The organism is Hydrogenophaga sp., from assembly GCF_050182545.1.
Lineage (GTDB): Bacteria > Pseudomonadota > Gammaproteobacteria > Burkholderiales > Burkholderiaceae_C > Hydrogenophaga.
The window spans coordinates 135421-147244 of the sequence record NZ_JBFXCD010000005.1; the positions used below are offsets into that span (position 1 = coordinate 135421).

An 11824-nucleotide genomic window follows, 5' to 3' on the forward strand; every position below is an offset into this window, starting at 1 on the left:
GAACGATCAGGTGTTGTTGCCTGCGGGCGTGGCGCCGCCCCGGTTGAGCAACCAGTACAGGATGATCGCGCCGAAGGTGGCGGTGCCGATGCCACCCAGCGCGAAGCCGCCGAACTTCAGCGTGTACTCGCCCGTGCCCAGAATCAGCGTGATCGCGGCCACCAGCAGGTTCTTGTTGTCGCTGAAGTCGACCTTGTTCTCCACCCAGATGCGCGCACCGGCGATGGCGATCAGGCCGAAGACGACGATGGACACCCCACCCATCACCGCCAGCGGAATCGCCTGGATCAGCGCGCCGAACTTGGGGCTGAAGCCCAGCACGATGGCAATACACGCGGCCACCACGAACATGGCGGTGGAATAGATCTTGGTCGCGGCCATCACGCCGATGTTCTCGGCATACGTCGTCACGCCGGTGCCGCCCGATGCACCGCTGACCATGGTGGCCACGCCGTCGCCAATGAAGGCCTTGCCCAGGTAGGGGTTCAGGTCGCGCCCGGTCATCGCGCTCACGGCCTTGATGTGGCCCAGGTTCTCGGCCACCAGGATCAGCGCCACCGGCGCAATCAGCAGCATGGCCTGCGCCTCGAATACCGGCGCGGCGAACTTCGGCAGCCCGAACAGCGGCGCGGCGGCCACGGCCGAGAGGTCGATCGGCTTGCCCAGGCCCAGGCCGTTGGTGAGCACGGCGTAAATCAAACTGGCCGCGATCAGACCCACCAGGATCAGCAGCCGCTGCGTCATGCCGCGCGTGTACACCGCCACCAGGCCCACGCTGAGGAAGGTGACGGCCTGCATCCAGGCGTCAAAACCCGTGGGCGCCATGTTCTTGATCGGGATCGCCGCCAGGTTCAGGCCGATCACCGCCACCACCGCGCCCGTCACCACCGGCGGCATCAGCCGCTCGATCCAGTGCACGGCCACGTCGTTCTCCACCTCCTCCACCTCCATGCCCTTGAGCGGCGTGGAGCGCGTGTGCCGCACATTGGTCAGGTGCACGACGACGCCGATGACGGTGTAGAGCGCCCCGCAGGCAATGATGCCGCCCAGCGCCACACCCAGGTTGGCGTTCAGCCCCGGCCCCGCGTAGCCGCTGGCCGCAATCACCACGCCGATGAAGGCAAAGCTGGAGCCCAGGTAGCTCGGCACCTTGCCCCCGGTGATGACGAAGAAGATCAGCGTGCCGATGCCACTCATGAGGATGGCGACATTGGGGTCAAACCCCATCAGCAACGGCGCCAGCACCGTGGCGCCAAACATGGCAATGACGTGCTGCACACCCATCACCCCCGTCTGCGGCCAGGGCAGGCGTTCGTCGGGCGCGATCACGCCGCCATTGTTCAGCGTGGAAGCCGGTTTCTCCGTCCAGTTGAGCAGGCCCATGGTTGTCTCCGTGTTGTTGAGGGGGCGGGCGCGCCTCTTCTCGCGCCGGGTGGGATTGTGCCTTCGAAGGCTGTCGAGAGAAGCAACTTCGGCGCAGCTACCTTCTTAGTCCACGGCGGTCTTAGCCGGGCTATGTGGTCGTGGGCGTGAGTGAAAAGTGGTCCGTGGAACCCGCAACGTTGTACGGATATCCCAGCCACCGTACAATTCGACTACGCCGTGACTGCGTCGTTACTAGCAGGTTTGTTGGGAAACCAACAACACGGCGCCTAATTCGATTGAAAGGCACCTCGACCATTGGTCGAGGTGCCTTTTCTTTTACCAAGCGCCTTTTGGGAATTTCACCACGCCGTAGCCCGCGATAGCGCCAGTCGGCGAAGTTCTGAAGGAGCCTTCAATCTGAGAAAAAAAGCGACCATCATCCGCTTTGAACTTCCGAAATATCGCCCCAGCTACCAAATCGGCGAACTGAATGCCGACGCTCAAGTGAGATGGGGCGATGAACAATCCTTCGATGATGTTTTGATAGCGCGAGATGTTTTCACCATCAGACGACATAAGCGTTGCATGCAAGTTCCTCAGGTTTTCGTCGTCTCTTGGGCCACGGTTGTCGCACACCACAATGCCGTGAACCGAATGACCGATCATGCGAGACAAGTCTTGAAGCATGTATTGAAAACGTTCGGTCAATTGCTTGTAGCAAAGCCAGTAAATGTTGTCGGGGGTCTCGATGTACCCTTTGCCGTAGCACGATGGGGCATGGGCTACCACACTGATAATCTTTACTGCCTTATATGCTGTGAGAGCTCTATAAAGGTCGCGGCGAAGCGACTCTTTGTGCTCTATAGGCAGATGACTTAATGGGGTTGGCTTTCCACCCTTGTCCTGCGCGAAGTGTCTCCACTTAATCTCGCCATGAACTTGGTAAGAAGCTTTGATTCGCTTTAGGTCAGCGGCCAACTTGACCCAAACTTCCTCAGGTATCACAACTCCACCCAGCACAAAGTAGCCGACATCCGCTGCGGATTTGGCGGTGGGGGGAGTGCCAGACTCATCAATGAATAGGAGTTGCATGGCGAGATTCTTGCAGGTTCGCCAACGACAAGAATTTCGAAGCCGCTTTGGTGGCTTACCCCTCGGCTCACCCCACCGACGCCAACACCTCCCCCCGACTCTCCCCAAACCCGATCCGCGCCGCGCCCGGCTTTTCGCACCAGCCGCGCAGGATGATGGTGTCGCCGTCTTCCAGGAAGCGGCGCTGCGCGCCGATGCCGGGCAGGGGCACGTCCTTGGTGCCGCCCACGCTCAGTTCGACGATGGCGCCGGCTTCGGCCGGTGTAGGGCCGGAGATGGTGCCGGTGCCCAGCAGGTCGCCGGGTTGCAGGTTGCAGCCGCCCACGGTGTGCTGCGCGAGCATCTGCGCGATGGTCCAGTACTGGTGGCGAAAGCTCGTGGCCGATAGGCGGTCGGGCGCGATGCCGCGTTCGCGGTGTTCGCGCGATTCGAGGCGCACCTCCAGTTGCACGTCGACGCCGCCTTCGGCGCTGTTGGCCGCGCTGTCCAGGTAGGCCAGCGGCTGCGGTTCGTCGGCGGGGTGTGAGAAGGGAACGCGGTAGGGCGCGAGCGCTTCCATGGTCACGATCCACGGTGACACGGTGGTGCAGAAGTTCTTGCCCAGGAAGGGGCCGAGCGGGTTCATTTCCCAGAACTGGTGGTCGCGCGCGGACCAGTCGTTGAGCAGGCACATGCCGAAGATGTGGTCTTCGGCTTCGGTCAGTGGAATGGGCGTGCCCATGGCGTTGCCGGGCCCGACGTAGAAGCCCATTTCCAGTTCGTAGTCCAGCCGCTTGCAGGCGCCGTACACGGGGGCGCTCGCGCCCGGTGGCATGGCCTGGCCCATGGGGCGGTGGAAGGGCGTGCCGCTGACGACGACGCTGGAGGCGCGGCCGTGGTACGCGATGGGGATCCACTGGAAGTTGGGCGAGAGCGGGTCGTCCGGCCGGATGACGCGGCCGACGTTGCGCGCGTGGTGGATGGAGGTGTAGAAGTCCGTGTAGTCGCCGATGCGCGTGGGCACGCGGTGTTCCACCTCGGTCAGCGGCACGAGGCTGGCGCGCAGCGCGTTCACGCCCGGGCCGCTGGCGCCGGTCTTGAGCAGGTCGAACAGCGCGTGGCGCAGCGCGCGCCAGGCCATCGGGCCCATGGCCAGGAAGTCGTTCAGCGCGTCGCCCGCGCAGGCGTTGACGGCCTTGACCGCCGCCGCGCCGGAGACGGCGCCGGCCTTGGCGATGGCGGCGAGGTCGATCACCTGGTCGCCAATGGCCACGCCACCGCGGAAGGCCTCGCTGGATCCCTTGCGGCGGAACACGCCGAACGGCAAGTTCTGGATCGGGAAGTCGGTGCCCGGTGCGTTGGCCGATTCAAGCCAGCTGCGTGCTTCGGGGTCGTGGGTGTGGTTCAGTTCCATGGTGTTCAAGCGGCCGTGGCCTGGAGAGCGTCATCAAAAATCGCGACCGCGCGTGTCCAGCCGGCGGAGGCGCCACGGATCTTGTGCGGGAAGCAGGAGATGAAGAAGCCGTCGGCCGGCAGGGCTTCGAGGTTGTGCAGCTTCTCGATGTGGCAGTAGCCGATGTCGCGCCCGGCCTTGTGGCCTTCCCAGATCAGCGAAGCGTCTTTCGTCTCGCCGTATTTCTGCGCGGTGTGCACGAAGGGGGCGTCCCAGCTCCAGGCGTCGGTGCCGGTCAGACGCACGCCGCGCTCCAGCAAATACATGGTGGCCTCGTAGCCCATGCCGCAGCCGGCGGACACGTAGTCGTTGTGGCCGTAGCGCGAGCCGGCGCGCGTGTTCACCACCACGATCTCCAGCGGTTTGAGGGTGTGGTTGATGCGCTTCAACTCGGCTTCCACGTCGGCGGCGGTGACAACGTAGCCGTCCGCGAAGTGGCGAAAGTCCAGCTTCACGCCGGGCTGGAAGCACCACTCCAGCGGCACGTCGTGAATGGCGATGGCGGGCTTCTTCTCGCCCAGCGCCTTGTCCATGGTGGAGTGGAAGTGGTAGGGCGCGTCCAGGTGCGTGCCGTTGTGGGTGGAGAGCTGCACGAGCTCCACCGCCCAGCCTTCGCCGTCGGGCAGGTCTTCCTTTTTCAGGCCGGGGAAGAAGGGCTCGATCTGCTCGAAGCTCTGCTCGTGCGTGAAGTACTGGATCTTGGGCGCGAAGGCTGGCGGGTCGCTCAGCACGTCGTTTTCAAGGTAGATGGAGAGGTCGACGAATTGGCGTGGCATGGGGGCCTCCTTCAGAAATGGGAATGGTCGAAGCGTGTGGTGCTACCAGTGCACCATGGGCAGCCCCGCCACCGGGGACTGGAAGTAGGGGATGCGTGTGCCCAGCAGGCTGCCCAGGTACACGGTGCGCAGGTCGGGCCCGCCGAAGGTGAGGCTGGCCATCCAGGGGGCGATGCCGCCGCGCGCGCGCTGCATGTCTTCTGCGGTGGCGGTGCCATCTGTCATGCGTTGCACGAGCGCGCGCGCCGGCTCGCCGTTGCTGTCGTCGAGCAGCATGCGCTTGTCGCCTTGCGGCGTGAGCGCGATCAGTTGGTCCACCATCACCAGCGTGCACCAGAGGTTGCCGAAGCTGTCGAAGGCAATGCCGTCGGGCGGGCCGCCCAGGTGGCTGGGGCCGAACACCTCGCGGTCGGTCAGCCGCACGCCGCCGGCGCCCGACTCGTCGAGCCGCATGCGCGTGATGTGCGGGCCGGTGGTTTCCACGATGTAGATCCACTCTTCGCGCGCGTCCAGCCGCACCTCGTTGGTGAAGTAGAAACCGTCGGCCACCACGCGCAGGCCGTGCTCGTCCACCACCGCAAGGTAGCCGTCCTGCACGCGCCGCGCGGCGGCGACCGTCCAGGGGTTCACGCGGGTGGAGACGGTGAGCCAGATGCGGTTCTTGCCGTCGCGCAGCACGAAGTTGACCTTGCCGATGGGCAGGCCGTCGATGCGGTCGTGCAGCGTGCGGGTGCGGCCGTCGCGCGCCATCAGCTCCAGGCAGTCGGTGCCGAAGTTGGCAATGAGGAAGTTGCCTCCGGCATCGAAGGCCATGCCGTTGGGCAGCGTGCCCTGCGTGAACTTGGCCTCGAAGTCCTCGGCGGTGCCCGCGGCCGCGGAGGCAAAGCGGTCGTCCGCGCGCTGGCCCACGAACTGCTGCGAGCCGTCGGGCGCGATGCGCGTGACGCCGCCGCGCGCATCGGCCGCCCACAGCGTGCCGTCGCGTTCGGCCAGGATGCACTCGGGGCGCTGCAGGTCTTGGCCGATGGTGCGGATCGCGGCGCGGTCGACGGTGAAGCCGTCGAGCGGGTTGGGTGTGGAGTGGGCGGTCATTTGAGCAACACCAGGCTGATCTGCGGGAACGCCAGCAGCAGCGCGAGCACCACCAGCATCGTCAGCGTGAACGGCGCGGTGCCGCGGAAGATGTCGCCCAGGCTGATGTCCACCGTCTTGCCCAGGGTGCTCTTGATCACGTAGATGCTCAGGCCGAAGGGCGGTGTGAGCAGGCCGATTTCCACCGCCACCACCGTGACCACACCGAACCAGATCAGGTTCAGGTCGAACTGCTGGGCAATCGGCAGCATCAGCGGCAGCATGATGAGCAGGATGGAGGCCGAGTCGATGATGGTGCCCAGCAGGATGACGATGAGCACGTAGATCAGCAGGAAGGCCGCCACGCCCAGGCCCGCGGCCGACATCCACTCCAGCATGGCCTGCGGCGTGCCGCTCATGGCCAGCATGCGGGTGTAGATGTTGGCGCAGATGATCAGGAAGCTTACCGACACCGTGACGTGGCCGGTTTCGGTCAGCACGCCCCAGAAGCTGCGCAGCGTGAGCTTGCGCCGCACCACCGCGATCAGCAGCGCCATCAGCGCGCCCACCGCGCCGGCTTCGGTGGCGGTGAAGAACCCGGCGTAGATGCCGCCCAGGATGGAGCCGATCAGCAGCACGATGGGCACGATCTTGCGCACCATCTCGCCCAGCGGCATCAGCGCTTCTTCTTCCATGGGCTGCGGCGTCGCGTCGCGGTAGATCATGCCGGGGCGCAGGTGCGCCATGAGCACAATGACCACGCCGAACGCCACCGCCAGCAGCAGGCCGGGCACGATGCCGGCGGTGAACAGGTCGCCCACCGACTGGTCGGAGAGGAAGCCGTACAGGATCATCAGCAGGCTGGGCGGGATGAGCATGCCCAGCACCGACGAACCCGCCACCACGCCCACGGCGAACTTCGGCTGGTAACCAAAGCGCAGCATCTGCGGCACGGCCACGCGGGTGAACACGGCGGCCGAGGCGATGGAAATGCCGGTGATGGCGGCGAACACCGCGTTGGCCGCGACCGTGGCCACGCCCAGGCCGCCGCGGATGCGGCGGAACGCCTGGTTGGCGACCTCGAACGCGTCCTTGCCCACGTCCGCGTACGCCACCAGAAAGCCGGTGAGCACGAACAGCGGCACCACGCCGAAGATGTGGCTGGCAATGGAATCGCTCACCGCCTGCGCGAGCAGGTTCGCGGCGATGCCGGCGTCGTCGCGGATCAGCCAGACGCCGACGAAGCTGATCAGGCCCAGCGTGATCGAGACGTGCATGCCGGCATAGATGAACACCAGCATGAGCACCAGCGAGCCCAGGGCAATCGTCACGCTGCTCATGCGCGCTCCCCGTTGCGGCGGCTGGCCAGGCGGCGCAGGTCCATCCAGGCCAGCAGGCCGAAGCACAGCGCCGTGACCGACAGGCCCACCAGCGTGATCAGGCGCACCGGCCATACCGGTGCCTGGAAGTCGCCGATGGCGCCCACGTATTCGCGGATGCGCACCGACTCCACCAGCGGCGCCCAGCTCGCGAGCAGGATCACCACCATCAGCGCCAGGCCGATGGTGTGGTACAGCGCGTGCAGCGCATCCGTGAGCATCGGGCGCGTGTGTTTCAGGCGGTCCAGCAGGATGTCGGCTCGCGTGAAGCGGCCGGTGCGCAGCGTGTCGCCCAACTGGAGGAACACGATGCCGACGATGGACAGCGAGACCAGCTCGGTCACGCCGCGCACCGGCACCCCCAGCAGGTTGCGGCCGAACACGTCCAGGTTGATGAGGACCATCAGCGCGAGGATCCACACCGTGCCCAGCGCGTTCATGCCGCTGACCAGCCGGTGCAGGCCGAAGGGCAGGGGGCTGTTGTAGGCGTCGGACGCGATCGACGCCCCGACCGACGCGTCATCGGCCGGTCGTGGCAGGGATTCGCTCACCTCACTTGCTCCAGTCGCGTGGCACCTTGGCGCCGGCGCTGATCAGGCTGGCCATGTAGGCTGCGAGCACGTCGTTCGCGGGCAGGCCCTTGCTCTGTGCGTCGGCGGCCCAGGTCTTGGCCACGGGCGAGAGCACGTCGGCCCAGCGCTTGCGCTCGGCGTCGCTGAGCTCGCTGAACTTGCCGCCGGCAGCGGTGATCTCCTTCACGCGGGCTTCCACCAGGGCGCTTTGCGCGGTGGCGTACTGCGCGGTCCAGGCGTCGCCCGCTTCGCGGATGGCCGTCTGCACCTCTGGCGGCAGGCGGTCGAAGCGGCTCTTGTTGATGGCGATGCCTCCCGCGAACATGGAGCCGAAGTTCACTTTGGTCACGTAGGGCGCCACCTCGTGCAGCTTGGCTGGCGCCGCGCCGGTGGTGAACACCACGGCACCGTCGGAGACGCCAGACTTGATGTCCTCGTAGTAGGTGTTGAGCGAACCGGCCACGCCCACCGCGCCGGTGCCACGCACCCAGTTGGCCGACGGGCCGGGCGCGCTGATCTTCTTGCCGTTGAGGTCCTCGTATTTCGTGATCGGGAACTTGGACCAGATGTGGTACGAGTCCAGCGCCATGCCGCCCAGGTACACCAGGCCGTTCTTGGTCCAGGCGTCGCCCATGGCGGGCACGCTCTTCTGCAGGTCGCCGATGGTCTTGCTCACCACGTCGATGCGGTCCGAGCCGAAGGGCGTGTAGTACGAGACGTTCTGCAGCGGGAACTTGGCCGCTTCGAACAGCGTGCTGACCACGCCCAGGTCGGCCACGCCGTCGGCCACGCCCTTGGACTCGCTGCCCAGCTTCACCAGCGTGCCGCCCCAGGCCTTGGTCCACTCGATCTTGTACTTGTTGCCGCCGGCCGCGAGCTTCTTGTCGACCTCGGGAATGAACACCTCGTCAAGCGTCTTGACCCACAGGAACACCGGCGGGTGGCCGGAGACCGCGGTGAGCTTGATGACCTGCTGCGCCTGCGCGGCGCCGGCGGTGAGGGCCAGCGCGGCCAGCAGCAGGCTGTGTTGGACGATGGGGCTTTTCATGCGCGTCTCCTGGTTGTGGTGGTGGGGATCGAACGGGAACGGGAATGGGGAAGGGCTGTGGCGGCTTCGGTGCTCAGAGCGGCCTGCACACCGGCGGTGATGAAGCGGATCAGGCGCGGCGTGGCCGACGGGTCGCTCGGTGTGTTCTCGCCGCGCGAGAGGCGCTCGATGCGCGAGTCGCTCATGTGGTGGATCAGCGTGCCCAGTGCGAACTGATAGGCCCAGGCCGCGTCGGCGCGGCTGCTGTGGGGAAAGGTGTCGTGCAGGGCATCGATGAAGGCGTGCGCCATCGGGTCGAAATAGTCCGCGAGCACGCGGTCGGCGTCGGGTGTGCGGTAGGCCAGCTCGCGCGCCACCAGCAAGGCGTAGTACTCGCCCTCGGCACTGGCGCGCATGCGCATCACCGGTTCCACGAAGGCGCTCACCACGCGCTCCAGCCTGCGCCCGTCGCGCGGCCCTTCGCGCGCGGCGGCGAGCAGGGCCAGGCGTTCGTTCACCGTGTCGCGCCAGTGCTCGAAGATGGCATGGAACAGCTCGTGTTTCTGTCCGTAGTAGTAGCCCACCAGCGCCAGCGGCACGCTGGCCTCATCGGCGATCTGCCGGATGCTCACCGCGTGGTAGCCGAACTGCGCGAACAGCCGCTCGGCGGCGAGCAGGATCGCCTGCTTGCGGTCCGGGCGCGGCGCGGCGGCCCGCGCCTTCGGGGGGCGGCGTGGGGCCGAGGCACTGGGGTGGTCGCGGGAGGGCATGGGCGGCACTGTACGGCCGTACAAATATTTGCACACCCGTACAAACCCTGAGCGCACGCGACTTGCAAATGGGGCTTCGCAGATTACGCTTGGCGCCTATGGAGACAACACAAGACAACCCGCCTTTCGTCCCGCAGATCCGCCTGTACCAGCAATGGCTGGCCGAGCACCGCGGCCTGCAATTCGATGACTACGACGCGCTGTGGCAGTGGTCCGTCACCGAACTCGACGCGTTCTGGCAAAGCATCTGGGACTACTTCGAGCTGCAGTCGCCCACGCCGCACACCGCTGTGCTGGCGAAGAACGTGATGCCCGGCGCGTCATGGTTCCCTGGCGCGCGCGTGAACTACACGCAGCAGGTGTTCCGCCACGTGCAGCCCGCCCACGCGGCCGGCTTCTCCGCGGTGGTCGCCCGCAACGAAAAAGGGCGCCGCGTCGAGCTGGACTGGCCCACGCTGCAACGCCAGGTCGCCGCGCTCGCGCTGCACCTGCGTGAACAGGGCGTGCAGCCGGGCGACCGCGTGGCCGCCTACCTGCCCAACATCCCCGAGGCCATGGTGGCGTTCCTCGCCACGGTGTCCATTGGCGGCGTGTGGAGCATCTGCGCGCCCGACATGGGCACGAACGCCGTGCTCGACCGCTTCCGCCAGATCGAACCCGTGGTGCTGATCGCCTGCGACGGCGTCACCTACGGCGGGCGCGACCACGACCGCCTGGGCGTGGTGGCCGAGCTGCGCGCGGCGCTGCCCACGGTGCGCCACCTCGTGCTGCACACCAACCTGGCCGAAGGCGAGGCCGCGCAGGCGCGGGCCCTGGAAGCCGCGGCGCCCTGCGCCGCGTTCGCGGCCATCACCGCGCGCGACGACGCCGCCACCGCGGCCTTCGAGCCCGAGTGGCTGCCGTTCGACCACCCGCTGTGGATTGTCTACTCCAGCGGCACCACCGGTCTGCCCAAGCCCATCGTGCATGGCCACGGCGGCACGGTGATCGTCGGGCTGGCGCTGAAGATCCTGCACAACGACATCGGATGCAGCTACGAAGCCAACAGCTGGGGTGAGCGCTACCACTGGTACAGCTCCACCGGCTGGGTGATGTGGAACGCGCAGACCAGCGGCCTGCTCAATGGCACCACCTGCGTGATCTACGACGGCAACCCCGGCGGCAGCAAGGACCGGCCCGACTGGACCACGCTCTGGCGTTTCGCGGCCGCGGAAGGCGTGACCTTCTTTGGCGCCGGCGCCGCCTTCTTCGCCAACTGCCTCAAGGCCGGCGTGGACCTGACCACCTGCGGCGACCTCGGCACCGTGCGCGCGCTGGGCACCACGGGATCGCCGCTGTCGGAAGACGCGCAGAACTGGGGCACCGAACAGTTCCGGCGCGTGCGGCGCGCTTTGCTCCCTCTCCCTCTGGGAGAGGGCGGGGGTGAGGGTTTCGGCGCTCCCAGCCCTCACCCTGACCCTCTCCCAAAGGGAGAGGGGACAGGAGAGGACATCTGGTGGTGCAACATCAGCGGTGGTACGGATTTCGCTGGTGCATTCATCGGCGGCAACCGCGAGCTGCCACAGACGCCCGGGCGCATGCAGTGCCGCCTGCTGGGCTGCGCGGTCGAGGCCTGGAACGAGCAGGGCCAGCCCGTGATCGACGAGGTGGGCGAACTGGTGTGCGCGCAGCCCATTCCGTCCATGCCGCTGTACTTTGTCGGTGACGTGGACAACCAGCGCCTGCTGGGCAGCTACTTCGACACCTACCCACCGGGCCAGGGCCGCAAGACTGGCGGCGGCGACCTCGGCCCCGAGGCTGGCGCGGTCTGGCGCCACGGCGACTGGCTGCGCGTGCACCCCGACGGGTCCTGCGTGATCTACGGCCGCTCCGACGCCACCATCAACCGCCATGGCCTGCGCATGGGCACGAGCGAGCTCTACAGCGCGGTCGAAGCCCTGCCCGAGGTGATGGACTCGATGGTGGTCGACCTCGAATACCTCGGGCGCGAGAGCTACATGCCGCTGTTCGTGGTGCTGCGCGAGGGCGTGCCGCTGGACGACGCGCTGCGCCGGCGCATCACCGACAGCATCAAGACCGCGCTGTCGCCGCGCTTCGTGCCGAACGACGTGTTCCTGGTGCCGGAGATCCCCCGCACGCTCTCGGGCAAGAAGCAGGAGCTGCCGATCAAGAAGCTGCTGCTGGGCCAGCCGCTGGAGAAGGTCATCAACAAGGAAGCGATGGCCAACCCGGGGTGCCTGGACTGGTACGTGCGGTTCGCGGCCACGCGCGCGGCCACGCGCGCCTGACGCCCCGGGCCAAAGGGCTCGGACGCAGCGCAGCCGGTACCCGTGACAATTG

10 protein-coding genes are annotated in these 11824 nt (G+C 66.7%); 1 reads left to right on the forward strand and 9 read right to left on the reverse strand.

The window, feature by feature from the left end:
• Positions 1–6 precede the first annotated feature (6 nt).
• The 9 genes from AB7P10_RS07535 to AB7P10_RS07575 form a co-directional block, all read right to left on the reverse strand.
• On the reverse strand, positions 7–1383 hold the full coding sequence (locus AB7P10_RS07535; RefSeq protein WP_428293220.1) for a solute carrier family 23 protein: 1377 nt from the start codon (positions 1381–1383) through the stop codon (positions 7–9).
• Positions 1384–1701: 318 nt separating this feature from the next.
• Positions 1702–2457 (reverse strand): DUF3800 domain-containing protein, encoded by a 756-nt coding sequence (locus AB7P10_RS07540; protein ID WP_428293221.1) that lies wholly within the window; start codon positions 2455–2457, stop codon positions 1702–1704.
• 67 nt (positions 2458–2524) lie between these two features.
• A complete protein-coding gene (gene fahA, locus AB7P10_RS07545; RefSeq protein WP_428293222.1) occupies positions 2525–3850 on the reverse strand; it encodes a fumarylacetoacetase in 1326 nt (441 codons plus the stop codon).
• Positions 3851–3855: 5 nt separating this feature from the next.
• Positions 3856–4665 (reverse strand): cyclase family protein, encoded by an 810-nt coding sequence (locus AB7P10_RS07550; protein ID WP_428293223.1) that lies wholly within the window; start codon positions 4663–4665, stop codon positions 3856–3858.
• 42 nt (positions 4666–4707) lie between these two features.
• Entirely contained in the window at positions 4708–5757 is a 1050-nt protein-coding gene (locus AB7P10_RS07555) for an SMP-30/gluconolactonase/LRE family protein (RefSeq protein ID WP_428293224.1), read from the reverse strand.
• Positions 5754–7076 carry a TRAP transporter large permease gene (locus AB7P10_RS07560; protein WP_428293225.1) on the reverse strand — a complete coding sequence of 441 codons (1323 nt, stop codon included), beginning with the start codon at positions 7074–7076 and terminating at the stop codon, positions 5754–5756. The genes AB7P10_RS07555 and AB7P10_RS07560 overlap by 4 nt, the downstream gene beginning before the upstream one ends.
• Entirely contained in the window at positions 7073–7666 is a 594-nt protein-coding gene (locus AB7P10_RS07565) for a TRAP transporter small permease subunit (protein WP_428293226.1), read from the reverse strand. Before AB7P10_RS07565 ends, AB7P10_RS07560 begins: the two co-directional genes overlap by 4 nt.
• Position 7667: 1 nt before the next feature.
• Complete coding sequence (locus AB7P10_RS07570; RefSeq protein WP_428293227.1) at positions 7668–8735, reverse strand: C4-dicarboxylate TRAP transporter substrate-binding protein; 1068 nt, start codon at positions 8733–8735, stop codon at positions 7668–7670.
• Positions 8732–9484, reverse strand: coding sequence for a TetR/AcrR family transcriptional regulator (locus AB7P10_RS07575; protein WP_428293228.1), 753 nt, complete (start codon positions 9482–9484; stop codon positions 8732–8734). Before AB7P10_RS07575 ends, AB7P10_RS07570 begins: the two co-directional genes overlap by 4 nt.
• Before the next feature lie 98 nt (positions 9485–9582).
• Here AB7P10_RS07575 and AB7P10_RS07580 point away from each other — a divergent pair, with 98 nt between their 5' ends.
• Positions 9583–11772 (forward strand): acetoacetate--CoA ligase, encoded by a 2190-nt coding sequence (locus tag AB7P10_RS07580; protein WP_428293229.1) that lies wholly within the window; start codon positions 9583–9585, stop codon positions 11770–11772.
• The last annotated feature ends 52 nt before the right edge of the window (positions 11773–11824 follow it).